Genomic DNA, 21,700 nt, shown 5'->3' on the forward strand with positions numbered 1-21,700 from the left:
ACAACTTCTTACGCCCCTGCGGAGCCCGGTCCGCTCGGATCTCGAAATCCATCGCACCCCTTGAGCTGGGGTGTTGCGACGACTACTAGAACCTAAGGACCCCGCCCGGCCCCGGAGGGAAGGGCTCACACGTCCACGCCGCGGTTGCGCAGCCAGGGCACCGGATCGACGGCCGAGCCGATGTCGGGGGTGAGCCGCACCTCGAAGTGCAGGTGCGGACCGGTGGAGTTGCCGGTGTTGCCGGACAGTCCGATCTGCTCCCCCGCCCGCACCTGGGCGCCTTCCTTGGTCTGGATGCGCGAGAGGTGCGCGTACTGGGTGTAGTAGCCGTTGGGGTGGCGGACGACGATCTGGTTGCCGAACGGCCCGCCGCAGCTCGTCTTGACGACGGTCCCCGCGCCGGCCGACCGCACCGGGGTGCCGACCCCCACCGCGAAGTCCTGCCCGGTGTGGTTGTGCGCCCAGCGGCGGCCGGCCGAGGCGAAACCCGCGGAGAGCGTGTAGCCGCTGACCGGCGCCACCCACTTCTCGTCGCCGTGCGCCCGCCCCTTGGGCGGCGGGCTGTAGGCGCAGCCGCCCGACGTACCGGCCGGATCGGCCTGGAAGGCGGCCCGCGAGATGGGACCCGCGGCCCGCGCCGCCCGGTCGGCCCGCGCCTGACGCAGCCGCTGCCTGGCCTGGGCCAGCCGCCGCTCCACGGTGCGCTTGGCCTCCCGCTGCCGTGCGGCGTTCGCCTTGAGCCTGTCCCACTGGGTCCGCTCCCGGGCCCGGTCCCGCACGAGCTGCCGCTGGAGGACCCGGGTGCTGCTGAGCAGCCGCCGGAAGGCGTGGTCGCCCTGGCGCTGCGAACGGAGCCGGTCGAGCAGGGTCTCGGGCGAACCGGCCAGCAGCAGCCGGGTGCTGGGGGCCCAGCCGCCCTGCTGGTACTGCCGGCGGGCCACGGCGCCCAGTTGCCGGTGCAGGTCCTCCAGCCGCCGCTCGCCCCGGCTGACGGCCCGTCCGGCGCGCTCGACGGCCGCGCGCTGGGCCGCGGCCTTGCGCTGGGCGGCCTCGTAGCGGGCGGCGGCGACGGAGGCTTCCCGATAGAGGGCACCGATCCGGTCCGGCAGAGGCTGCGCGGCCTCGGCGGGGCCCTGCGCGGGGGCGGCTCCGGTGGCCTGCGGCGTACCGCCGGCGAGCACCACGGCGCACAGCAGGGCGGCCACCGGGGCCGCCGCCCGTCTCTTTCGTACGGCCTGAGTCATGGCACGATCGTGCGTCCGCGCGGCGGCTGTGCGGGGGTGTGCCGACGCGGCACGCGGGCGGCTTGGGCCGTTCGTCGCAGCGTTCCGTCCCCAGGACGGGTGTTTTTCCGGCCCCGTCCGCGAGCGCGCTCAGCCGTGCGGGGTGGCGGCGGGCTCCCGCGTCCCGTCCTCGGCGTGCGCCGCCTCGCCCTCGTCCGTCTCGCCGGACCCGGGGCGCAGCAGCAGCCAGGCGACGACGGCGGCGACCGCCAGCGGGACCGCGCCGGCCAGCCCGGTGGCCTGGATGCCGTGGCCGAAGGCCGTGCGTGCCTCGGCTGCCAGGGTGCGGCCCGCCTCGCCGCCCAGCCGTGCGGCAGCCGCGAGCGCGTTGCCCAGCGTCTCGCGCGCCGTGGCCATCAGCCGGGCCGGCACTCCCTCGACCGGGTCGAGGCCCATCCGGTACGTGGAGGACAGCACGCTGCCCAGGACGGCCACGCCGAGGGCGCCGCCCAGCTCGATACCGGTCTCGGACACGGCCGAGGCGGCGCCCGCCCGCTCCGGCGGCACGGCGGAGAGCACCATGTCGTTCGTCAGCGTCATCACTGTGCCCACGCCCAGGCTGACCAGGCAGAAGGCGCCGACGACCACGGCGACGCCGTGCCCGAGGGGGACGGCGGTCATCGCCGCGAAGCCGAGCGCGGCGAGCGCCAGGCCGCCGGGGATGAGCCGGCGCCGGCCGGCGCGCCGCGCAGCGGCGGCGGCGAAGAAGCCGGCGGCCACCGACAGGGCGGCGCGCTTCTCCGTTCCTCGTGCTGCCGTATCGTTTTTTGTGTACGACCGTACATAGATCCGTGTACTACAGTACACAAAATTCCGGACAACCCGAAACCGAATAAATGGAGGACGGGCAGATCCGATGGGAGCCAAGCGAGGGCCCGCCGACCCGGAGCGCCGGGAGAGGATCATGGCCGCCACCGAACGGATCCTGCTGGACGGCGGCATCGCCGGGCTCAGCCACCGGGCGGTCGCCCGCGAGGCCGGCGTACCGCTCGGCTCGACCACCTACTACTTCGCCACCCTCGACGACCTGCTGGAGGCGGCGATCCGCCGGCTGTCCGAGCGCTACGCGCACCGGCTCCAGCGGTGGGGTTCGCAGCTGGGGACGCTCTCGCGGGCCGAACTGGTCGAGGCACTGGCCGATCTGGTCGAGACCCAGCTGCGCGAGAGCCGCGCGGAACTCGTGCTCTCCTTCGAGCTGGCCTCGGTCGCCATGCGCAGACCCGAACTGCGGGAGGCGGCGCTGCTGTACGCGGAGACGGAGCGGGAGGTGCTGGCCGTCCACACGGACGAGCGGACCGCACGCGCCCTCTCCCGGATCCTGGACGGCCTGCTCCTCCAGTCCCTGGCGAGCGCGACACCGCCCACCCGCGCCGACATCACCGGCCCGCTGGAGGCACTGCTCAGCCCCTGAACGGCACAGGGGCCGCCCACGCGCAACCGGCCGCCCACATACGTGGACGGCCGGTGCTTGCCGCTCATCCTCCCGGCGGCGGACCTGGTGGACCTGACGGATCGGGGTCGGGGCCGCGGGCCGGAAGGGCCGGGCCGGCCGCCGGAAGGGAGGGCGGGTGCGGTGGTCCGCCGGGATCAGCCGGACCCGCCGCTGCCGAACGAGCCGCTCTTGCCGGGCTCCCACTTCTTGCGGCGCGGCGGCCGGCCCGGGTGGTCCTCCCGGTCGCCGTAGTCGTGGACACCGTCATGGGGCAGGCGGCGCACCCCGTCCCGCGGCATCTCGTCAGGCTCCCGGTTCCCGGTGACCTCCTCGACGGGCCCCTCCGGAGGCAGATGCGGCTGGTCCTCCGGCTCCGGCGGCTCGGGCTCGCGGTTGCGCAGGCGGATTCCCAGCCAGACCGCCCAGATCAGGGCGATCACGATGAGAAAGCCCAGGATCAACGGCACCAGGCCCACCAGATGGTCGCCCGCCGCCAGATTCATGGCCGTCTGGGTGACGTCCGCGTTCATGTGCTCAGCCCCCTTCGGCTCGCGGTGTCGTCTTCCGGGGTTTCCCTGGCGGGCGGGAGAAAACGTGCTGATCCCCACCGTTTTCGAACGCATGAGCGAGAGGGGTGGGTGAGAAGCTGCCTCGTGCCCGTCCGGCGGGTCACTCCCCCGTCGAGGCCGCCGCCCGGCCGTTGACCGCGATCATGCCCGGAATGGCCATCAGCTCGGCCACCAGCTCCGGCACGGAACCCTTCCCGGAGACGGCCAGGGTCAGCTGGGTGCGCTCGGGCCGCATCTCGCTCGACTGCTCGGCGTCCGTCTCCGTCACCGCGAACCCACGTTCCGTGCACAACGCGAGCGCCGTCCGCAGCACCCCCTGCCCCTCCTGGTAGGTCAGCCGCAGATGGCTGGGCTCCACACCCGGCAGATGATCACCCAGCTTCGTGAAGCCCCACACGGTGACGAAGTGCAGCACCACCACGGCGATGGCCAGCAGCGGCAGACCGGCGCCGCACGCCATGCCGACGGCGGCCGAGACCCAGACGATCGCCGCCGTGGTCAGGCCCCGCACCACGTCCCGGCGGACGAAGATGACCCCGCCGCCGAGGAAGCCGACGCCGGACACCACCTGGGCCGCCACCCGCGACGGGTCGAACGAGATGTCCTCGGCGCCGGCCAGATCGGCGAACCCGTACTTGCTCACCAGCATGAACAAGGCGGCGCCGATTCCCACGAGCGCGTGCGTGCGCAGCCCCGCGCTCTTGCGTTTGGCCCGCCGTTCCAGGCCGATGAGCGAGGTCAGGACGAAGGCCAGGGCGAGATCGGCGAACTGTTCCCAGCCCTGGCCCATGGAAGAGGAGAAGGCGTCGTTCATACGGGAGGTCTAACAGTCTCAGTCGGTGGGCAGCAGAGGACCCAGCGGCCCGAGATCCAAGTGCAGCTCCTCGGGGGTCAGCCCGAACCGCTCCCGCAACAGCTCCATCCGGTCCTCCAGCAGCATCAGCGTCATCCCGATGCGCTCCTCCTGCTCCTCGCTCAGGTCGCCGACATCCACCCTGCGCAGGGCCTGCCGCTCCACCAGCTGGCGCAGCAGTTCGACGATGGTGAGCACCAGCGCGGCCAGATCGCGCTCCACCGAGTCCGGGTCGAAGTCGATGCGGCGGCTCACAGCGGCTGCCCTCCTTCCCAGGGCGAGGGGACTCGTTCGTTGACGGAGCTGATCAGCGCCCGCAGATCGATCCGCACCAGATCCACGTCGGCGATGCCGAGGGTGAGCGAACCGGTGACCACCACCCCCGTGCCCAGCAGCCGGTCCAGCAGATCCACCAGGGAGACCTGGCGGCGGGCCAGCGGCTCCTGGGAGTCCACCGCGACCGGGCCGGGCGGCGCGGACTGCGCGGTCGGCACCGGCTCAGCGGACGGCGCCGTCACGGGCGTGCTCCTCGTGCCGCTCGGGGGCGCCGTCCTGCCCGTACCGCTCCGCGGCCGGGCGCTCCTCGCTCCGCCCCGGGCCGCCGGTGTGCCCGGGGTCGTCGGCCGACGCGAACGAGTACGGCGCCCACGGCCCGGTCAGCTCGACCCGGACCGCGGGGTCGTGTCCGCCGAGCTGTTCGACCCGGGAGACGAACGCGTCCGACCGCTCGCGCGGCACCAGATACGCCGCGTTCAGCAGATTCTGGCCGGGCATCTGCGACAGCTGCGGATTCTGCGCGGGGTGCACCCGGGTGTCCTCGGCCTCCGCGCTGAGCGCGGCGTGCAGCGTGCGGCCCAGCTCCTCCGCCTCGGTCAGCGCGTTCTCCCGCGCGGTGACCTGCTGACGGCGGCGGCGCAGGAACTCCCGCCCGCTGGCGGGGGACGCGCCGGACGCCGCGGCCGGTGCGGGCGCCGGCCGCGCGTAGACCTTCACCCCCCATTCGACCCGGCCCTCCAGCCGCCGCAGGATGGCGCCGAACCGCTCACGGCCCTCCTCCAGGGTGCGCCGTACGCCGTCGTCGTCGCGGTAGACGGTCGCCAGCCGCAGCGGCAGCGGGCAGGTGAGCGCCGTCAGAGCGTCCACCACGGCCTGGTGGGCGCGGGCCGTCCGCTCCAGCCACGCCAGGTCCTCCAGGTGGGCGCGGAGCGGTTCCTCCGCGAAGTCGGCCTCGGCCACGTCGCTGACGACGGCCGCCAGCCCGGCGTGCTCGACCGTACGGGGGACGGTGCCGGCCACTCCGCGCAGTCCGCCGGGCAACGGCTCGGCCAGCGGCGGCACCACCGCGTAGACGTACCGCAGTTCACCGGTCATCGCCTGTCACCTCCCGCGGTGCGGGCTCCTGCCCCTCCAGTTCGGCGACGCGTTCGCGCAACCGCCTGTTCTCCTCGGCCAGTTCGCCCCGGCGGGCCCCGGAACTGAGCGCGGGGTCGGTCTCCCACCAGTCGATGCCCATCTCCTTGGCCTTGTCGACGGAGACGACGATCAGCCGCAGCTTGATGGTCAGCAGCTCGATGTCGAGCAGGTTGATGCGGATGTCCCCCGCGATCACCACGCCCTTGTCGAGGACCCGTTCGAGGATGTCGGCGAGGTTGGCGCCGCTGGTTCCGCCGTCGTAGCGCTCCGGAAGCCGTCCGGTGCCGGGCATGGGGGTGCTCACCGCCGCTCACCCGCCACGGCGTACGCGTCGTCGTCCTCGGGCTCGCCCTCGGCATCGTCCTCGGGTTCGGGCGCGATTTCGTCCTCGGGTTCGTCTTCGTCTTCGGCTTCGTCTTCGGCTTCCGGCTCGGGGTCGTCTGCCGGCTCGGGGTCGTCCTCGTCCGCGAGTTCGGCCTCGTCCTCGGTCCCGGCCTCGTCCTGATCCTCGTCGTAGACGTCCTCCGGCTCGTCCTCGGCTTCGTCGTCGAGCGCGTCGCCCGGGCCGTCGTCCGTCTCGTAGCCGGGCTCCTCCTCGGCCTCGGCCTCCGGGTCGCTGCCGGGTTCGTCCTCCGGGCCGGCCTCCGGTTCGGTCTCCGCTTCCGCCTCGGGGGCGTCGTCCGTGCCGGACTCGCCGCTCGCCTCGTCCGCCTCGTCCGCGCCGGCCTCCCCGGCCGCCGCCTCCTCGTGGCCGACGACGACCTCGCCGTCGCGGATCTCGCCGCGCCGGCCCTCGTCGGCACCGCCCCGCAGCGACAGATGGCGGGCGTAGTGCTTGAGGTCGAGCCGCACCCTGCGGCCCTGGGCGCGCCACAGGTTGCCGGTCCGCTCGAAGAAGCCCTGCGGGTAGTACTCGACGACCAGCACCACACGCGTCAGGTCGTCCGCAAGCTCGTGGAAGGTCACCACACCCTTGGTGCTGCCCTTGGCACCCTCCGACGTCCAGGCGATGCGCCGGTCGGGGATCTGCTCGGTGGTGGTCGCCCGCCAGCTCCGGGAGGACCAGAAGATCTTGGCCTTCCAGTCGGAAGTGGCATCGTCGGCGACGGTGACGTCCTGGACGCCCCGGGCGAAGGAGCTGAAGTCCTGGAACCGCGTCCACTGGTCGTAGGCGTCCTTCACCGGCACACCCACGTCGATGTGCTCCAGGATGACGACCGGCTTGCGGTCACCGCTCCCCTCGCGTCCGCCGCCCGCCTTGTCCAGCAGGCCCTTGACGCCCTCGACGGCCTTGTCCTTGAGCCGGCCGCCGCCCGTCTCGACCGCGGCCCGCAGCGGGCCCTTGCCGTCGGCGATCCTGCGGCCCGTGCCCAGCGCCAGTTCGCCCGGCCCGGGGCTGTTCCCCTCGGCCACGTCGTTGAGCTTGCCCGTGACCTTGCCCAGCCTGCGGCCGAGCCCGGTGAGCAGCCGCTCGGCCTCCGCCTCTGCGAGGTCGCGGGCCACCGACCTGAGGCGGTCGGCCGCCTCGGTGTCGAGCCCGCCGGGCAAGGTGCCGCCTCCTGCGCGCGTTCTGGTGTCAGGCACGGCTCCGGCCTCCCTTCGTGCCACCGCTCCGGGTGCCGGCCGCCGTCTTCTTCGCGGCGGTCCTGGCGCCGGTCCGCTTGGCCGCCGGTCCGCCGGCCGCCGTCTTCTTCGCGGCAGGCCGGCCTGTGGACTGCTTGGCCGCGGTGCGCTTGGCGGCGGACTTCTTCGCGGCCGTCTTCTTGGCCGCGGTCCTGCCGGGCACGGTCGTCTCGGCCGTGGTCTTCTTCGCGGCGGTCCTCTTGGCCGCGGGCTTCTTGGCGGGGGTCTTCTTCGCCGGGGCCTTCTTCGCCGGGGCCTTCTTCGCGGCGGTTCCCCGGGCCGTCTTCTTCGCCGTCGAGGCGGCGGACTCCGGCTCCTGCTCCGCGTCCTGGCCGGGGCGCTGCTCGGGGCTCTCCTCGGCCGCGTCGTCCGCACCGTCCGGCTCCGCGCCGTCCGCACCGGCGCCCTCGGCTTCCTCCCGCGCGCCGGAGCCGGCGAGCTGGTCGCGGATGCCGAGGGTGCGCTCGTGCAGGCGGTCGGCCAGTGCGTTCACCTGGCGGTTGACCAGGGCGCCGGTCGCCGCCTTGCCCGCGCCGCGTAGATCGTCGCGCAGCTGGTCGCCCAGCTCCTTGAACCGCGGGTTCTTGGACAGCTGCTCGGTGGCCGGCCGGGCCAGGGCCTGCGGGCCGAGCTGGAGCCGCCTGCCCATCACCATCGTGGCGACGCCGAAGGCGAACTTCGCCTTCTTCGTCCGGCCCAGCACATAGCCCCCGGCCACGGCCAGCGCCGCCGTCAGTCTGCTGTTCATGTCCATGGGTTCCTGTTCTCCAGACGCGCGAGGAGCTCGTCCTCACGCCGGTCGAACTCGGCTTCGTCGATCTCGCCGGCCAGCAGTGCCCGCTCCAGTTCGGCGAGCTCCCGCTGGACGACTGCGGGGTCGCGGTACTGCCGCTCCGCCTCGGCCGTCACCTGCCGCAGCACCCAGGCGGTGCCGCGCAGCGGTGCGGCGGGCAGCAGCAGCAGTTCGCTGATCAGGCCCATCGCGCACCCGTCAGCCGCCGGCCCGCGCGGCACCCGCCGAGGCGGTCGCGTCGGCCGCGGCGTCGGACTTCTCGACGAAGCTGTAGGGCGGCAGCGGCCCGTTGACCTTGAGGTCCAGCTGGGGCGCCGAGGTGCCCAGCTCCTCAATGGCGGCCAGCAGTCCGTCGGCGCCCTCCCGGTCCACCAGGACGGAGAGGTTCGCCAGCCAGCCCATGCTGTCGGGCCCCTCGCTGATCTCGGCCGCCAGCGGCTCCAGCGCGCGGCGCAGCAGGGCCGCGTCCTCGCCCTCGCGGGCCTGCACGGCCTGTGCGACCTTCTCGCCGAGTTGCAGCTTCTGCTCGTAGGTGCCGCCGCCGGCCGCCCGGTTGGCCTCGCTCATGGCGCGCAGCTCGGGGTTGTCGGCCATCACCAGGTGCAGCACGGCCTCCTGGTCGTGGCTGGCCTTGATGTTGTACTCGACCTTGCCCTCCAGCGCGTCGAGCCGCTCGCGGAAGTGCCCGGCGCGTTCGGCGAGCACCGCGCCGACGGTGGCGTCGTCCTGCGAGACGCTGCCGAACCGCATCGGCAGCACGGGCCGCTCCGCGCTCGCCTGGGCCAGCACCTGCTGGTGGGCGAGGAGTTCCCGGCGCTTGGGCTTGAGGTCGTCGGGGGCGTCGCTGACGAGCGCCACGAGCCCGTCGCGCTCCAGCACCCGGACCGGGCGGGGCGGGTCGCCCACGCCGGTCAGGCCGTCGGGCAGCGGCGGGGCCGGGGTGCGTGTGATGCCGTAGACGTAGGTGCTCACTCCCGCTCCTCCTTCCGGCGCGTGGTGGTGCGCCGCCGGCTGCCGCTGTCCTGGGATTCGTCACGCGCCTGCTGGAAGACGTCGGACACGGTCTGTGCCGCGCCGCTGAGCGCGCCCTTGGTCTTGCCCCGGGACCCGGACTCGGTGACCTGGCCGACCACGTCGGGCAGGCCGGGGCTCTTGTTGCGGCCGGATTCCAGGTCGAGGCGGTTGCAGGCCTCGGCGAACTTCAGGTACGTGTCGACGCTCGCGACCACGACCCGGACGTCGATCTTGAGGATTTCGATGCCGACGAGGGACACCCGCACGAACGCGTCGATCACCAGTCCCCGGTCGAGGACGAGTTCCAGGACGTCGTAGAGATTGCCGGTGCCGCCGCCTTGCTGCTGTGCCGTGGCGACAGTCATGAGGCACGGCCTCCTTCGATGTCGTTTGGCGCTGAGGTTCAGCTGTCGGTCAGCCGGATCGGCTGTGGGTCAGCTCCGGTCGGCTGTCTTGGCATATGAGGACGTATGGGGACGCGGTCAACTGCCCGGCTCCGGCGGCCTGTTGTCGGTCTTCGGGGGCGCCCTGGGGAGCGGGCGGGACCGCGGCGCCGCAACGGGTAGCCCTTGGGCCAAGGGTCAAACCCGGCGGTCTTGCGCGCCCCCTCCCACCGGCTCCGCGCCGGACAGCCGCCGGGCGACCTGCTCACCCAGCCGGCGCCGCTCCCGGCCGCCGAGCCGCTTGCGCAGCCCGGCCAGCAGTGCGTCCTGCGCCCCGGCGCTCTCGGTCAGCCGGGCGTGCAGCAGTGCGGCGGCGCCGTCGGCCGGGGGACCGTCGCCGGTGCCGCGCAGCCGACGCGCCGCCCGCACGGCCGCCGCCTGCTGGCCGGCCACCGCGCCGGCCAGCCGCTCCCCCTCGGGCAGCACCCGGCGCGCCACGGGGGCGATCAGGTCCTCCTCGGCGCGGGCCCGCCGCTGAAGTGCGGTGACCACGGCGTCGGCGAGGGCGGCGCGGCGCTCCGGCTCGCGGGCCGCCTCGTAGGCCGCGAGAAGGCGCTCGGTCTCGGCGTGTTGGTCGGTGAGCAGTTCGGTCACGTCGGGGCGGTGGGCCATCGCGACTCCTCGGTACGGGTCTGTCCGGCGGTGACCGTTTCGGGCGGTGGGCGGTGGGGGACCCGGTGGCCAGTCGAGCATGGAGGTGAGCACAGGTGCAGCAGAGCAAGGGCACCGGAAGAGAGAACGAGGCCCGCGAGCGGCGCGGCGCACCCGTCTTCGCCGGCCGGCCGACGCGCCGCCCGGACGGCCCGATGGACTACGGTCCGCACGCCCCGTCCGACGACCGCGATCCGGAGTCCCACATCTTCCGCGGCGAGAACTGAAGCCCGCACGCGCATCACGGGACCTCCCTCACGGCGCCGGCCGGGTACCCGGTCCGCCCCGGTTCACTCGACGTCCAGCGGGCACCCGCACGGTTCACCGACGTACCCCGCACCGCCGGGGAGGGAGGAGAACCGCACATGAGTGAGAGCGCCGCCGGCAGCACGGGTTCCAAGAGGACCGGCACGTCCACGAAGGGGAACGCGAGGGGGAACGCGCGGGAGAAGGGGCCCGGCACCGCGCAGGTGCTGCGGTCGGCCCGGGAGGCCATCGAGGAGCTGACCGGGCTGGAGGCCGAGACGGTCTCGTCCGTGAGCAGAGACGAGGACGGCGGCTGGATCCTGCGGGTGGAGGTCGTCGAGCTGCGCAAGATCCCGGACAGCGTGAGCATGCTGGGCTCCTACGAGATGACGCTGGACGCGGACGGCGAGCTGACCGGCTACCGCAGGCTGCGCCGGTACGAACGCGGCAAGGCGGACCCGCAGTGAGCCGCCGCCCGGACGCACCCTGCCGGGGCACCACGCCCGCCCGGACACACCCAGCCGGGGCGCCACGCCCCGCACGTACGGCCGCACCCCGCCGCCCGGCCCTCCCCCGCCGGCGCGGCGGCCGGCCGGCTGACCCCGGACACGGCCGCCGCCCGGCATCCGGAGAACGTCCGACGCCCGGAGGCCGGAAGGCAATGGAGACCCGGAGCCCCGGAGACCCCGAAAACGCGGGAACCCGGAAACGCGCAGACCGCGAAACGCGAAGCCCCGGAGCCCCGGACCCCGCAGACCCGGTCAGAAGACATGGACGGCCAGGATGGTCGCGTCGTCCTCCGCCTCGGGGCCGAGCACGTGGTGGACCACGCAGTCCATCACCTCCGGTCCGGAGCCGCTGTGCCGTACGCAGCCGCGCACCGCGTCCAGCAGCAGCTCGGTGCCGGCGTCCAGGTCCCGGCCGCGGCGTTCGACGACGCCGTCGGTGTACATCAGCAGCAGGTCGCCCGCCCGCAGCTGGGTGTGGTTGGTCTCGTACGGGGCGTCCGGCAGGACGCCCAGCATCAGCCCGTACGCGGCCTCCAGGAGGCGCGGTTCACCGTCCCGCACCAGGATGGGCGGCGGGTGTCCGGCGCTCGCCCAGCGGAAGACGCGGGCGTCCGGGTGCAGATGCCCCACCACGCAGGTCGCGGTGGTGTCGAGACTGCCGTAATAGTCGTGGTAGACGACCTCGCCGAGGGCCGTCGCCAGCTGGGCGGCGTCCTCGTCGGTGTAGGCCAGCCCGGCCAGCGCGGACCGCTGCTGGAGCGCGCGGCTGGCCGCGCTCACCCCGTGGCCGGAGGCGTCCCCGACGGCCAGCAGCACCCTGCCGTCGGGCAGCTCGCGGCACTTGTACCAGTCACCGCCGACCCCGGACTCGGACGGCACGTAGGCCGCGCTGACGTCGATCCACCACGGACTGAGCCGGCCCAGTGGCGGGACCAGGGCCTTGCGGAACGTCTCGGAGACCCGCCGCTCGGTCTCCGCCTCCCGGCGGGCCCGCTCGGCGTCGCCGAGCGCACGGCTGAGCCGCGCCTCCTGATCGGTGATGTTCCGCGCGGCGAACAGCAGCGACTCGGGGACGCCGGCGTCCTCCGGCTGGGCGTGCGCCACCCAGCGCAGCAGCCGTCGCTCACCGCCCACGACGACGGTCACCTCACGGTCGGGGAGCTGCCCGCCGGCCAGCAGGGTGCGCATGTCCCGGGCGAAGCCCGGCAGGTCCTCGGGGTCCAGCAGCCCGGCGACCGTCCGCACGTCGGCCTCGACCTCCCGGGCCGAGGCGATGGTCGGTGCCACGTCCTTGGTGTCCTCGACGCCCTCCGGCAGCGGTGCCTGGAGCCCCAGCAGGTCACGCATCCCCTGGGACCAGCGGACCCGGCCGGTGACCAGGTCCCATTCGGCCCAGCCCATCCGGCCGCGCTGCTGGATGCGGCGGCTGAGCCGGGCCTCGCCGACCGGCTCCCAGTTGGTCAGCAGCAGGTGCTCGTCGGGCAGCAGGGTGACGGTGCCGCGCAGCCGGGCGCGTTGCAGTACGCCGTTGACGACGTCGACGTGGTCGATGGTGTCGCTGGAGACGGGGCCGCGCGCCTCCAGCGCCGCGCGGTAGACGTCGTACATGCCGCTCGCCCGCACGCCGGGCCGGGTCTCGGACAGCAGCTTGCCGAGGAAGTCGTAGGAGCCGCGCTGCACACCGCTCAGCTCGAAGTGGTTGGCGCCGACGACGGTGAAGTCCTCGGCCGTCCCGTCCGGCCCGTACTCGGGCCGCAGCACGGTCGAGCTGCCGCGCAGCACCCCCAGGACGGCGGGCAGCCAGGAGGGCAGTCCGGGCAGGACCGCGACGTCGCTGGGCGGGGCGGTCTCCGCGCCGTCGTAGGTGAAGGGGTCGCCGGTCTGCCGCCGCGTGTGGTGCCCGGGCTGGGCGGCGGGCGCCGACTCGGCGACCCGGACCCGCGCCCGGTGCCTGGCCCGCGCCATGGTGCGCAGGGCGGCCCGGTGGAGCTGCTCCAGTGGTTCCTGGTGAGCGGGCTCGGGTGGTGGGGCGGCACGGTCCGCAGACGAGGAGTCCATATGCCAGCATTGTCCGTTCCTGCGTGCCGGTTCGCCGGGTGAGTGCCACCGCGGGACCGCCGAGCGGGGCACAGCCGCGTCCCGCTCCCCTACAGTCGGGGGCATGACGGCGAACGAAGGGTCGGTACGCGTCGACAGCTGGATCTGGTCCGTTCGGCTGACCAAGACCCGCTCGCAGGCGGCCACCGCAGTCCGCGGCGGCCATGTCAAGGTCAACGGCGAGCGGGTGAAGGCGGCCCACGCCCTGCGGGTGGGGGACGAGGTGCGGCTGCGGCACGGCGGCCGGGAACGCATCGTGATCGTCAAGCGGCTGATCAGGAAACGGGTGGGAGCGCCCGTCGCCGTCGAGTGCTACGCCGACCACAGTCCGCCGCCGCCTCCGCCCGTCGAGGTCCCGGTCGTGGCCCGCCGCGAGCGGGGCGCCGGCCGGCCCACCAAGCGCGAGCGCCGCGAACTCGACCGGCTGCGCGGGGGCCGCTGACCCCGTCCCGCCGGGGGAGCCGCCCCACTGCGCCGAGCCGCCTCACTCGGTGACGTTGCCGAGCCGCTCCGCGAGCACGGCGGCCTGCACCCGCCGCCCCACCCCGAGCTTGCCGAGGATGACCGAGATCCGGTTCCTGACCGTCTTCTCGGCGAGGAACAGCCGCTCGCCGATCTGCCGGTTGGTCAGGCCCTCCCCGATGAGGGCCAGCACCTCCCGCTCGCGCGGGGTCAGCCGCGCCAGCTCGGGCGGCGCCGGGCAGCCCTCCCCCGCCTGCGCACGGGCCAGCGCGCGGGCCCGCGCCTCGGGGCCGATCAGCCGGCCGCCGGCCGCCACCGTGCGGATCGCGCCGACCAGGTCGGCGCCCCGGATCTGCTTGAGCACATAGCCGGCCGCGCCCGCCATGACGGCGTCGAGCAGCGCCTCGTCGTCGTCGAACGAGGTGAGCATCAGGCACACCAGTTCCGGCATCCGGGCCCGCAGCTCGCGGCACACCTCGATGCCCTGGTGGTCGCCGTCCGGGCCGGCGCTGCCCAGCCGTACGTCGAGCACGGCCACGTGCGGGCGGGCGGCGGGCACGCGGGCGAGGGCCTCGGCGGCGGTGCCAGCCTCCCCGACGACGCTCAGATCCGGCTCCTCCTCCAGCAGGTCACGCAGCCCGCGCCGCACCACCTCGTGGTCGTCGAGCAGGAACACACGAACAGACTCCGGCACTGGACCTCCTTGGACGCCCTCACAGGGTGGTGCACGGGCCGTCGGCTGACCAGGGGCCGTTCGGTACCCGCCGGGGCGGGCCCTCTAGGCTGCGGCCATGACCGCCCCCGACCGGAGACCCCCGCGCACCCGCCCGACGGACACCCCGGGGGCACGGTGACCGCGGCGGGCCGCCGGGGCGGCACGGGAGCACGGAGCGTCCGGCCGCTCGCGGGCGTACTGGCGGGGATGGCGGTCGCGCTGACCGGAACCCGCGTCTCGGCGATCGCGCTGCCGTGGTTCGTGCTGGTCACGACGGGCAGCACGGCCCGCACCGGAGTGGTGTCGCTGTGCGAGATGGCCCCCTACGTCCTGGTCAAGGCGTTCACCGGGCCGCTGGTGGACCGGGCCGGGCCGCGTACGGTCTCCTGGACCGCCGACGTCCTCAGCGCCGCCGCGGTGGCCGCCGTCGTCGCCGCCCAGCTGACCGGCACCCTCTCCTTCGGGCTGCTGCTGGTCCTCGTCGCCCTGGTCGGGGCCGCGCGCGGGCCGGGCGACCTGGCCAAGGAGGTGCTGGTGCCGCTCGCGGCCGAGCGGGCCCGGGTGCCGCTGGAGCGGGCCGCGGGACTGGCCGGGGTGACCGAGCGCCTGGCCTCCACCGTCGGCCCGGCCGCCGGCGGCGCGGTGGTGGCGCTGCTGGGCGCCCGCACGGCGCTGGTGGTCATCGCCTGCTGCTTCGCCGCCGGGTCCGCCGTGATCGCCTGCTGTCTGCCCCGCCACGAGCGCGCCGGGCCCGCCACGAGCGCGGAGGACGCCGGCGCGGGCACTGACGGCACCGGCGCGCAGGCGGTCCCGGACGCGGGCGTGCAGGCCGACGGCGACGGCTACTGGCGGCGGCTCGCCGACGGGTTCCGCTTCCTGCGCCGCGATCCGCTGCTGCTGACCGTCGTGGTCATGGTGGGGGTCACCAATCTGCTGGACGCGGCGTTCGCCACGCTGCTGCTGCCCGTCTGGGCGCGGGAGACGGGCCACGGGCCCGGCGCCATCGGAACGGCCAACAGCGCGCTGGGCGCGGCGGCGGTGGCCGGCAGCCTGGTCGCGGCGGCCGTCGGGCACCGGATGCGCCGCCGCCCGGTCTTCTTCGCCGGTTTCCTGCTCGCGGGCGCGCCCCGGTTCGTGGTGCTGGCGGCCGATGTGCCGATGGCCGTGGTGCTGGCGGTGTTCGCGCTGAGCGGGTTCGGCGCCGGGTTCCTCAACCCGATACTCGGCGCGGTCAACTTCGAGCGGGTGCCCGCCGGGCTGCGGGGCCGCGTCAACGCCCTGGGCGACTCCCTGGCCTGGGCCGGCATACCGCTGGGCGGCCTTGTGGCCGGTGCCGCGGTCGCCGCCTGGGGGCTGGTCCCGGTGCTGCTGGCGGGCGGCGCGGCGTACTTCCTGACCACCAATCTGGCCGGGCTGCGGCCCGAGTGGCGGCACATGGACCGCCGTCGCGGCGCCCGGCCGGCGGCGTCCGGCTCCCCCGCGGCATCCGGCGTCCCGCACGCCCGGGACGGTGCGGACGCCGGCCAGGCGGGCGGCGGTGCGCGGGACGGTGAGCCCGGGTCGGCGGCGGGCGACCTGACGTCGGCCGGCCCGTAGACTTGCCGGTTCCCGGGGGGCCGCACGGGGACCCCGCTGTCGTACGGCGTACGGAGGTGCGCATGGCGGAGGGTGACAGAGGCGGGCAGCACCGTGTGTACCGGGGGCAGTTGCCCCATTTCCGGCTGGACGAGCTGCTGGAGGAGCTCCAGATCCGGCTGGACGCCGCCCGCACCACTCAGGACCGTATGCACGGGCTGCTGGAGGCCGTGCTCAGCGTCGGCCGGGAGCTGGACCTGGCGCAGGTGCTGCGCCGCATCGTGGAGGCGGCGCTGGCCCTCACCAACGCGCGGTACGGGGCGCTGGGCGTCGTCGGCGAGGGGCAGCGGCTGGCCACGTTCCTGCCGGTGGGGATCTCCGAGGAGGAGGCGGCGCGCATCGGGCCGCTGCCGTCCGGGCACGGTGTGCTCGGCGAGCTGATCCGCAACCCCGAGCCGCTGCGGCTGTCGGATCTGACGGCGCACCCGGCCAGTCGCGGCTTTCCCCCGCACCACCCGCCGATGCACTCCTTCCTGGGGGTGCCGGTGCGGGTGCGCGACGAGGTGTTCGGCAATCTGTATCTGACCGAGAAGCGGGGCGGTGCGGACTTCGACGCCGACGACGAGGCGGTCGTCACCACCCTGGCGGTCGCCGCGGGCGTGGCGGTGGACAACGCGCGGCTGTACGCGGAGAGCCGGCGCCGCGCGCAGTGGCTGGAGGCGCTGAGCGACATCACCCGGCTCCTGCTGAGCGGGGCGCCCTCCAGCGAGGTGCTGCGGCTGATCGCCTGGCGGGCGCTGGAGGTGGCCCAGTCGGACGCGGCGTGCGTCCTGCTGCCGGACGGGGGTGAGGGGCCCGGCGCCGTGGACGGGCTGCGGGTCGTGGTGGCGGTCGGGGCGCTGGCCGAGGAGCAGTCGGGCGCGGTGGTGCCCCTGGACGAGACCCTCTCGGGGCTGGCAGCGCGCACCGGGGAGCCGGCGGTGTCCGCCGATGTGGGGCGGGATCCGCGTACCCGGGCGTTCCCGTCCGGGAGCGGGGAGCACGGCCCGGTGGTGGCGGTGCCGCTGCTGGCGCAGAAGCACGCGCCGGGCGCGCTGCGGCTGAGCCGGTTCAAGGGGCGTCCGCCCTACGACCAGACGGAGGTGGAGCTGCTGTCGGACTTCGCGGCGCAGGCGGCGCTCGCGCTGGAGATGGCGCAGCACCGGGCGGAGTCGGAACAGCTGGCGCTGCTGCACGACCGGGACCGGATAGCCCGGGACCTGCACGATCTGGTCATCCAGCGGCTGTTCGCGACGGGGATGACGCTCCAGAGCGCGGCGCGGCTCATCGACCGGCCGCAGGCGGCCGAGCGGGTCAGCCGCGCGGTGGACGACCTCGACGAGACCATCAAGATCATCCGGTCCACCATCTTCGCGTTGCGCTCCTCCGGCCAGGACGGGGGCGGCGGTGCGGGGGCCGGCGCCGGCCTGCGCCGCACGGTGACCGAGGCCGTCGGCGACGCCGCGGACCGGCTGGGCTTCCTGCCCGCCCTGCGGATGGAGGGCCCGGTGGACACGGAGGTCCCCGCGGAGGCCGCCGAACAGGTGAGCGCCGTCCTCGGGGAGGCGCTGAGCAACATCGTCCGCCACGCGCACGCCCGCCGGGTGGACGTCACCCTGTCGGTGGGCGCGGCCCTCACGCTGGCCGTCACCGACGACGGGGTGGGCATCGCCGGCCGGCCGCACACGGGCGGGCTGGCCAACATGCGCTCGCGCGCCGAGCTGCTCGGCGGCACCCTGACGGTGACGCCGGGCACCGGCGAGGGCGCCGGCCCGGGTACCCGCATCCGGTGGGAGGTACCGCTCCCCCGCCCCGGGCGGCGGCCCTCCGGCCAGCCGGGCGGCAAACCGGACTGACAGGCATGTCGTCCCCCCTGCCAGGGGACCCGGCACGCATGACGAAGCTCGGTCTGCCGGACGGCGTGCGCGCCTGCCTGTTCGATCTCGACGGTGTCCTCACCAAGACGGCCGTCGTCCACGACGCCGCCTGGAAGGAGACGTTCGACGCCTTCCTCCGCGAACGCGAGGGGCCCGGCTTCCGCCCCTTCGACCCGGTGGCGGACTACGACGCGTACGTGGACGGGCTGCCGCGCGCCGACGGGGTGCGCACCTTCCTCGCCTCGCGCGGCATCGAACTGCCCGAGGGCACGCCCGACGACCCGCCCGACCGCCGCACCGTGCACGGGCTGGGCAACCGCAAGAACGAGCTGCTGCTGGAGAAGATCCACCAGGAGGGCGTCGAGGCCTACGACGGCTCGGTGCGCTATCTGGACGCGGTACGCGCCGCCGGGCTGCGGACCGCGGTGGTCTCCTCCAGTGCCAACTGCAGGGACGTGCTGGTCGCGGTCGGCATCGCGGACCGGTTCGACGCCCGTATCGACGGCATCGTGGCCAGGGAACGGAAGCTGCCGGGCAAGCCCCGTCCCGACACCTTCCTGGCCGCCGCCCACGAGCTGGGCGTCGCCCCCGGCGAGGCGGCCGTCTTCGAGGACGCGCTGGCCGGCATGGAGGCCGGCCGCGCCGGGGGTTTCGGCCACGTCGTCGGGGTGGACCGCACCGGCCAGGCCGGTGCGCTGCGCGCGCACGGCGCGGATGTGGTGGTCAAGGACCTGTGGGACCTGGTGGACGCTTCCGGGGAAGGTGAGCGGTGATCAGTCAGTCGGCGTACGCCGTGGAGCCGTGGACGCTGCGCGAGAGCGAACTGAACCTCGACGTGCTGCCGCAGAGCGAGTCGGTCTTCGCCCTCTCCAACGGGCACATCGGCTGGCGCGGCAACCTGGACGAGGGCGAGCCGCACGGGCTGCCCGGCAGCTACCTCAACGGGGTGCACGAACTGCACCCCCTGCCGTACGCGGAGGCCGGCTACGGCTACCCGGAGTCGGGCCAGACCGTCATCAACGTCACCAACGGCAAGGTGATGCGGCTGCTGGTCAACGACGAGCCGTTCGACGTGCGGTACGGCAAGCTGCGCTCCCACGAACGGGTGCTGGATCTGCGGACGGGGCTGCTGCGCCGGGTGTGCGAATGGAGTTCCCCGGCGGGCTGCACCGTGCGGGTGACCTCCACCCGGCTGGTCTCCTTCGCCCAGCGGGCCATCGCCGCGGTGGCCTACGAGGTGGAGCCGCTGGACTCGGACGTGCGCATCGTCGTGCAGTCGGAGCTGGTCGCCAACGAGCAGCTGCCGCGCAAGAGCGGCGGCGACCCGCGGGTGGCCGCCGCGCTGGAGAACGTGCTGATCCCCGAGGAGCATTTCGCGGACGACATGCGGCTGCGGCTGGTGCACCGCACCGAGCGCAGCGGGCTGCGGGTCGGTTCGGCCGCCGACCACGTGGTGCACGGCCCCGGCACCACCGCCACCTCCAGCGAGAGCGGGCAGAACGTGGCCCGGCTCACCGTCACCTCGGAGCTGAGGCGGGGCGAGCGGCTGCGGGTCGAGAAGCTGGTGTCCTACGGCTGGTCCGGCGTCCGCTCGCTGCCCGCCGTGCGCGACCAGGTGGACGCCGCCCTCGCCGGGGCCCGCACCAAGGGCTGGCAGGGGCTGGTGGAGCAGCAGCGGGAATACCTGGACGGTTTCTGGGCGCGCGCCGACGTGGAGGTGGACGGCGACGCGGAGATCCAGCAGGCGGTGCGGTTCGCGCTCTTCCACGTCCTCCAGGCCGGGGCTCGGGCGGAGAAGCGGGCCATCCCGGCCAAGGGGCTGACCGGCTCGGGCTACGACGGGCACACCTTCTGGGACGGTGAGTCGTTCGTGCTGCCGGTGCTCACCTACACCTCGCCCGACTCGGTGGCCGAGGCGCTGCGCTGGCGGCAGGAGACACTGCCGGCGGCCCGTGACCGCGCCCGTCAACTGGGCCTGCGCGGCGCGGCGTTCCCCTGGCGGACGATCGACGGCTCGGAGTGCTCGGCGTACTGGCCCGCGGGCACCGCCGCCTTCCACGTCAACGCGGACATCGCGGACGCCGTCGTGCGGTACGTCGCGGCCACCGGCGACGAGGAGTTCGAGCGGGAGACGGGGGTGGAGATCCTGGTCGAGACGGCCCGGCTGTGGCACTCGCTGGGCCACCACGACCACCACGGCACCTTCCACTTCGACGGGGTGACCGGCCCCGACGAGTACAGCGCCGTCGCGGACGACAACCTCTACACCAACATGATGGCGCAGCTGAACCTGCGGGCGGCGGCCGACGTCGTGGAGCGGCACACCGGGCAGGCGGCGGCGCTGGGCGTGGACGACGAGGAGGCCGCGGCCTGGCGGGACGCGGCGGAAGCGGTGGCCATACCGTTCAACGCGGACCTGGGCGTGCACGAACAGTCGGCGGGCTTCACCGGCCACCAGATGTGGGACTTCGCCGCGACGCGCCCCGACCAGTACCCGCTGCTGCTGAACTTCCCCTACTTCGACCTGTACCGCAAACAGGTCATCAAGCAGGCGGACCTCGTGCTGGCGCTGTACAAGCGGGGTGACGCCTTCGACCTGGAGCAGAAGGCCCGCAACTTCGCCTACTACGAGCGGATGACGGTCCGCGACTCGTCACTGTCGGCCTGCTGCCAGGCGGTGATCGCCGCCGAGGTCGGCCATCTCCAGCTCGCCTACGACTACGTGGGCGAGGCCGCGCTGATGGACCTGGCCGATCTGGAGAGCAACACCGTCGACGGGCTGCACATCGCCTCGCTGGCCGGGGCCTGGATCGCGCTGGTCGCCGGGTTCGGCGGGATGCGGCTGCGCCGCGGCACCCTGGACTTCTCCCCCACGCTGCCCGAGCAGCTCAGCAGGCTCGCGTTCGTGGTGCAGGTGCGCGGCCGGCGGCTGCGGGTGGAGATCACCGACTCGTCGGTCACCTACACGCTGCTGGAGGGGAGCCCGCTGGAGCTGTGCCACTGCGAGGAACCGTTCACCCTCACGTCCTCGGCACCGCAGACCCGCCGGCTGCGCCCCCAGCCGCACCGTCCCGAGCCGGAACAGCCGCAGGGCAGGCGGCCGGTGCGGCGGCACTGAGCCGGCCGGTGCACCGCCACCGGGTCACACCGCGCGCAGCGCCGTGCGGAGGGCGACGCGGAAGGCCCGGTGCGCTTCGCTGCCGGAGAAGGACCACGGCTCGGGGGTCGGGTACGGGCCGATGCGCTGGAAGAGCGCGGCGGCCTCGGCCATCCGGCCCTCGTGGAACTTGGCGTAGGCCAGGTGGTTGAGGTCGATGAGCCGGCGCGGGCTGCGGTCCTCGGCGCCCCACTCCAGCCACCAGTTGAAGGCCGCCTCGACGATGCGCCGCGGGTGCCGGCCGTGCCAGTGGCCGGCGGCGGTCGGGTCGGCGGGCACGGCGCCGTCCGCGGCCAGCACCCGGAAGCGCTGGGCGTGCGCGACGAGGGGCAGCAGGGCCAGCGGCGAGTCGGCGGGGGCCCGTTCGGCGGCGTCGGCCGCGAAGGTGTAGACGCCGGGGCCGGCCTCGGCCAGCAGCGCGGTCATCACGTGGTGGGCGTGGTGGTGTTCGGGATGCCGTGCGTGCAGCTCGCCGAAGGGATGGTGGCACTCCTGCGGTGCCGCCGTCCCGCGGTACAGGAGGAGCAGCGCCAGCCACGGGGTGGGATCGTCGGGGACGGCGCGGGCGGCGGTCTGGAGCGCCTCGCGGGCAACGCGAGCGTCGCCCGCGCCGCGTGTGGCCCGTATCGCCATGGCGCAGGCCAGCAGCACGGCGGCGTCCTGGCTGCCGGCCTCGGTCCGCAGCCACTCGCGGGCCCGCCTCTCGGCCGCGGGCGCCGCGGCCAGGCACAGGACGCGGTGGCCGCGCAGGTCCCAGTCCCGGCCGGTCTCCAGCAGGAGGCCGCGGGCTTCGAGCCAGTCGCCGCGTGAGAGGGCGTCCCGTGCGGCGCGTAACGGGGCGTCGTCCAGCGCGGGATCGGGCCGCCTGCCGTCCCCGGGGCGGCGGAAGGTGAGTGGGGGTGGTGGAGGAGTCATGGTCGCCGATCACCCAACCGGACCTGAGCGATCA

At 74.4% G+C, this 21,700-nt stretch carries 25 protein-coding genes; 8 read left to right on the top strand and 17 right to left on the bottom strand.

All coding sequences use genetic code 11. The features are described from left to right. Positions 1–125: 125 nt before the first annotated feature. The gene (locus IO40_RS0125875; RefSeq protein WP_041968997.1) at positions 126–1,244 is read right to left on the bottom strand and encodes a M23 family metallopeptidase; all 1,119 of its coding nucleotides are present in this window, start codon (positions 1,242–1,244) and stop codon (positions 126–128) included. A 129-nt stretch (positions 1,245–1,373) separates the two neighbouring features. Continuing rightward, positions 1,374–2,003, bottom strand: coding sequence for an MFS transporter (locus IO40_RS0125880; RefSeq protein WP_234336563.1), 630 nt, complete (start codon positions 2,001–2,003; stop codon positions 1,374–1,376). 136 nt (positions 2,004–2,139) lie between these two features. Between IO40_RS0125880 and IO40_RS0125885 the strand changes: the two genes are divergently transcribed. Beyond that, positions 2,140–2,694 carry a TetR/AcrR family transcriptional regulator gene (locus tag IO40_RS0125885; RefSeq protein ID WP_016467968.1) on the top strand — a complete coding sequence of 185 codons (555 nt, stop codon included), beginning with the start codon at positions 2,140–2,142 and terminating at the stop codon, positions 2,692–2,694. 176 nt (positions 2,695–2,870) lie between these two features. Here the strand turns inward: IO40_RS0125885 and IO40_RS0125890 are convergent, their stop codons facing one another. The 12 genes from IO40_RS0125890 to IO40_RS35020 all read right to left on the bottom strand — a co-directional run bounded on the left by IO40_RS0125890 (position 2,871) and on the right by IO40_RS35020 (position 10,035). Continuing rightward, the gene (locus IO40_RS0125890) at positions 2,871–3,245 is read right to left on the bottom strand and encodes a DUF6479 family protein (RefSeq protein WP_016467969.1); all 375 of its coding nucleotides are present in this window, start codon (positions 3,243–3,245) and stop codon (positions 2,871–2,873) included. Between the two features lie 139 nt (positions 3,246–3,384). Then, complete coding sequence (locus IO40_RS0125895) at positions 3,385–4,098, bottom strand: MgtC/SapB family protein (protein ID WP_016467970.1); 714 nt, start codon at positions 4,096–4,098, stop codon at positions 3,385–3,387. 18 nt (positions 4,099–4,116) lie between these two features. Continuing rightward, positions 4,117–4,392: a gas vesicle protein K gene (locus tag IO40_RS0125900; protein WP_031176239.1), complete on the bottom strand. Its 276-nt coding sequence runs from the start codon at positions 4,390–4,392 to the stop codon at positions 4,117–4,119. Continuing rightward, a complete protein-coding gene (locus IO40_RS39500; protein WP_030408038.1) occupies positions 4,389–4,592 on the bottom strand; it encodes a gas vesicle protein in 204 nt (67 codons plus the stop codon). The genes IO40_RS0125900 and IO40_RS39500 overlap by 4 nt, the downstream gene beginning before the upstream one ends. 43 nt (positions 4,593–4,635) lie before the next feature. Next, the gene (locus tag IO40_RS0125910) at positions 4,636–5,508 is read right to left on the bottom strand and encodes a GvpL/GvpF family gas vesicle protein (RefSeq protein ID WP_031176241.1); all 873 of its coding nucleotides are present in this window, start codon (positions 5,506–5,508) and stop codon (positions 4,636–4,638) included. After that, positions 5,498–5,842 (bottom strand): gas vesicle protein, encoded by a 345-nt coding sequence (locus IO40_RS0125915; protein ID WP_031176242.1) that lies wholly within the window; start codon positions 5,840–5,842, stop codon positions 5,498–5,500. The genes IO40_RS0125910 and IO40_RS0125915 overlap by 11 nt, the downstream gene beginning before the upstream one ends. An 8-nt stretch (positions 5,843–5,850) precedes the next feature. Then, the gene (locus tag IO40_RS0125920) at positions 5,851–7,134 is read right to left on the bottom strand and encodes an SRPBCC family protein (RefSeq protein WP_041968998.1); all 1,284 of its coding nucleotides are present in this window, start codon (positions 7,132–7,134) and stop codon (positions 5,851–5,853) included. Then, on the bottom strand, positions 7,127–7,921 hold the full coding sequence (locus IO40_RS37210) for a histone H1-like repetitive region-containing protein (protein ID WP_016467976.1): 795 nt from the start codon (positions 7,919–7,921) through the stop codon (positions 7,127–7,129). Before IO40_RS37210 ends, IO40_RS0125920 begins: the two co-directional genes overlap by 8 nt. Beyond that, on the bottom strand, positions 7,918–8,154 hold the full coding sequence (locus IO40_RS0125930) for a gas vesicle protein GvpG (RefSeq protein WP_016467977.1): 237 nt from the start codon (positions 8,152–8,154) through the stop codon (positions 7,918–7,920). The genes IO40_RS37210 and IO40_RS0125930 overlap by 4 nt, the downstream gene beginning before the upstream one ends. A gap of 10 nt (positions 8,155–8,164) precedes the next feature. Continuing rightward, positions 8,165–8,938, bottom strand: coding sequence for a GvpL/GvpF family gas vesicle protein (locus tag IO40_RS0125935; RefSeq protein WP_016467978.1), 774 nt, complete (start codon positions 8,936–8,938; stop codon positions 8,165–8,167). Beyond that, positions 8,935–9,345, bottom strand: coding sequence for a gas vesicle structural protein GvpA (locus tag IO40_RS0125940; protein ID WP_016467979.1), 411 nt, complete (start codon positions 9,343–9,345; stop codon positions 8,935–8,937). The genes IO40_RS0125935 and IO40_RS0125940 overlap by 4 nt, the downstream gene beginning before the upstream one ends. A gap of 216 nt (positions 9,346–9,561) precedes the next feature. Beyond that, complete coding sequence (locus tag IO40_RS35020) at positions 9,562–10,035, bottom strand: hemerythrin domain-containing protein (RefSeq protein ID WP_016467980.1); 474 nt, start codon at positions 10,033–10,035, stop codon at positions 9,562–9,564. A gap of 95 nt (positions 10,036–10,130) precedes the next feature. Between IO40_RS35020 and IO40_RS37775 the strand changes: the two genes are divergently transcribed. Both IO40_RS37775 and IO40_RS0125955 read left to right on the top strand, forming a co-directional pair. Next, a complete protein-coding gene (locus IO40_RS37775) occupies positions 10,131–10,301 on the top strand; it encodes a hypothetical protein (RefSeq protein WP_157846453.1) in 171 nt (56 codons plus the stop codon). Between the two features lie 138 nt (positions 10,302–10,439). Beyond that, a complete protein-coding gene (locus IO40_RS0125955; RefSeq protein WP_016467982.1) occupies positions 10,440–10,787 on the top strand; it encodes a gas vesicle protein GvpO in 348 nt (115 codons plus the stop codon). Positions 10,788–11,081: 294 nt separating this feature from the next. On the opposite strand, the gene IO40_RS35025 is transcribed toward IO40_RS0125955, so the two are convergent. After that, positions 11,082–12,887 carry a PP2C family protein-serine/threonine phosphatase gene (locus IO40_RS35025; protein ID WP_051698575.1) on the bottom strand — a complete coding sequence of 602 codons (1,806 nt, stop codon included), beginning with the start codon at positions 12,885–12,887 and terminating at the stop codon, positions 11,082–11,084. A gap of 103 nt (positions 12,888–12,990) precedes the next feature. Here IO40_RS35025 and IO40_RS0125965 point away from each other — a divergent pair, with 103 nt between their 5' ends. Then, on the top strand, positions 12,991–13,368 hold the full coding sequence (locus IO40_RS0125965) for an RNA-binding S4 domain-containing protein (protein ID WP_016467984.1): 378 nt from the start codon (positions 12,991–12,993) through the stop codon (positions 13,366–13,368). Positions 13,369–13,410: 42 nt separating this feature from the next. Here IO40_RS0125965 and IO40_RS0125970 read toward each other — a convergent pair whose 3' ends face one another. Continuing rightward, positions 13,411–14,082 (bottom strand): response regulator transcription factor, encoded by a 672-nt coding sequence (locus IO40_RS0125970; RefSeq protein ID WP_016467985.1) that lies wholly within the window; start codon positions 14,080–14,082, stop codon positions 13,411–13,413. 228 nt (positions 14,083–14,310) lie between these two features. Here IO40_RS0125970 and IO40_RS0125975 point away from each other — a divergent pair, with 228 nt between their 5' ends. The 4 genes from IO40_RS0125975 (at position 14,311) to IO40_RS0125990 (ending at position 20,712) form a co-directional block, all read left to right on the top strand. Next, the gene (locus tag IO40_RS0125975) at positions 14,311–15,699 is read left to right on the top strand and encodes an MFS transporter (RefSeq protein WP_078565636.1); all 1,389 of its coding nucleotides are present in this window, start codon (positions 14,311–14,313) and stop codon (positions 15,697–15,699) included. 62 nt (positions 15,700–15,761) lie between these two features. Then, positions 15,762–17,573 (top strand): GAF domain-containing sensor histidine kinase, encoded by a 1,812-nt coding sequence (locus tag IO40_RS0125980; RefSeq protein ID WP_016467987.1) that lies wholly within the window; start codon positions 15,762–15,764, stop codon positions 17,571–17,573. Between the two features lie 38 nt (positions 17,574–17,611). Continuing rightward, positions 17,612–18,367 carry an HAD family hydrolase gene (locus IO40_RS0125985; protein WP_030408045.1) on the top strand — a complete coding sequence of 252 codons (756 nt, stop codon included), beginning with the start codon at positions 17,612–17,614 and terminating at the stop codon, positions 18,365–18,367. After that, entirely contained in the window at positions 18,364–20,712 is a 2,349-nt protein-coding gene (locus tag IO40_RS0125990) for a glycoside hydrolase family 65 protein (RefSeq protein ID WP_016467989.1), read from the top strand. The genes IO40_RS0125985 and IO40_RS0125990 overlap by 4 nt, the downstream gene beginning before the upstream one ends. Before the next feature lie 24 nt (positions 20,713–20,736). On the opposite strand, the gene IO40_RS0125995 is transcribed toward IO40_RS0125990, so the two are convergent. Further along, positions 20,737–21,666, bottom strand: a complete 930-nt coding sequence (locus IO40_RS0125995) for a hypothetical protein (protein WP_016467990.1) — start codon at positions 21,664–21,666, stop codon at positions 20,737–20,739. Between the last annotated feature and the right edge of the window lie 34 nt (positions 21,667–21,700).

The sequence above is a fragment of the Streptomyces albus subsp. albus genome (assembly GCF_000725885.1).
Classification (GTDB): domain Bacteria; phylum Actinomycetota; class Actinomycetes; order Streptomycetales; family Streptomycetaceae; genus Streptomyces; species Streptomyces albus.

What these genes read in the sequence shown, in the direction of transcription:
- IO40_RS0125875 (WP_041968997.1), bottom strand. Translation starts at nt 1,244, where the DNA reads ATGACTCAGGCCGTACGAAAGAGACGGGCGGCGGCCCCGGTGGCCGCC.
- IO40_RS0125885 (WP_016467968.1), top strand. Translation starts at nt 2,140, where the DNA reads ATGGGAGCCAAGCGAGGGCCCGCCGACCCGGAGCGCCGGGAGAGGATC.
- IO40_RS0125890 (WP_016467969.1), bottom strand. Translation starts at nt 3,245, where the DNA reads ATGAACGCGGACGTCACCCAGACGGCCATGAATCTGGCGGCGGGCGAC.
- IO40_RS0125895 (WP_016467970.1), bottom strand. Translation starts at nt 4,098, where the DNA reads ATGAACGACGCCTTCTCCTCTTCCATGGGCCAGGGCTGGGAACAGTTC.
- IO40_RS0125910 (WP_031176241.1), bottom strand. Translation starts at nt 5,508, where the DNA reads ATGACCGGTGAACTGCGGTACGTCTACGCGGTGGTGCCGCCGCTGGCC.
- IO40_RS0125915 (WP_031176242.1), bottom strand. Translation starts at nt 5,842, where the DNA reads ATGCCCGGCACCGGACGGCTTCCGGAGCGCTACGACGGCGGAACCAGC.
- IO40_RS37210 (WP_016467976.1), bottom strand. Translation starts at nt 7,921, where the DNA reads ATGAACAGCAGACTGACGGCGGCGCTGGCCGTGGCCGGGGGCTATGTG.
- IO40_RS0125930 (WP_016467977.1), bottom strand. Translation starts at nt 8,154, where the DNA reads ATGGGCCTGATCAGCGAACTGCTGCTGCTGCCCGCCGCACCGCTGCGC.
- IO40_RS0125940 (WP_016467979.1), bottom strand. Translation starts at nt 9,345, where the DNA reads ATGACTGTCGCCACGGCACAGCAGCAAGGCGGCGGCACCGGCAATCTC.
- IO40_RS35020 (WP_016467980.1), bottom strand. Translation starts at nt 10,035, where the DNA reads ATGGCCCACCGCCCCGACGTGACCGAACTGCTCACCGACCAACACGCC.
- IO40_RS0125955 (WP_016467982.1), top strand. Translation starts at nt 10,440, where the DNA reads ATGAGTGAGAGCGCCGCCGGCAGCACGGGTTCCAAGAGGACCGGCACG.
- IO40_RS35025 (WP_051698575.1), bottom strand. Translation starts at nt 12,887, where the DNA reads ATGGACTCCTCGTCTGCGGACCGTGCCGCCCCACCACCCGAGCCCGCT.
- IO40_RS0125965 (WP_016467984.1), top strand. Translation starts at nt 12,991, where the DNA reads ATGACGGCGAACGAAGGGTCGGTACGCGTCGACAGCTGGATCTGGTCC.
- IO40_RS0125975 (WP_078565636.1), top strand. Translation starts at nt 14,311, where the DNA reads ATGGCGGTCGCGCTGACCGGAACCCGCGTCTCGGCGATCGCGCTGCCG.
- IO40_RS0125980 (WP_016467987.1), top strand. Translation starts at nt 15,762, where the DNA reads ATGGCGGAGGGTGACAGAGGCGGGCAGCACCGTGTGTACCGGGGGCAG.
- IO40_RS0125985 (WP_030408045.1), top strand. Translation starts at nt 17,612, where the DNA reads ATGACGAAGCTCGGTCTGCCGGACGGCGTGCGCGCCTGCCTGTTCGAT.
- IO40_RS0125995 (WP_016467990.1), bottom strand. Translation starts at nt 21,666, where the DNA reads ATGACTCCTCCACCACCCCCACTCACCTTCCGCCGCCCCGGGGACGGC.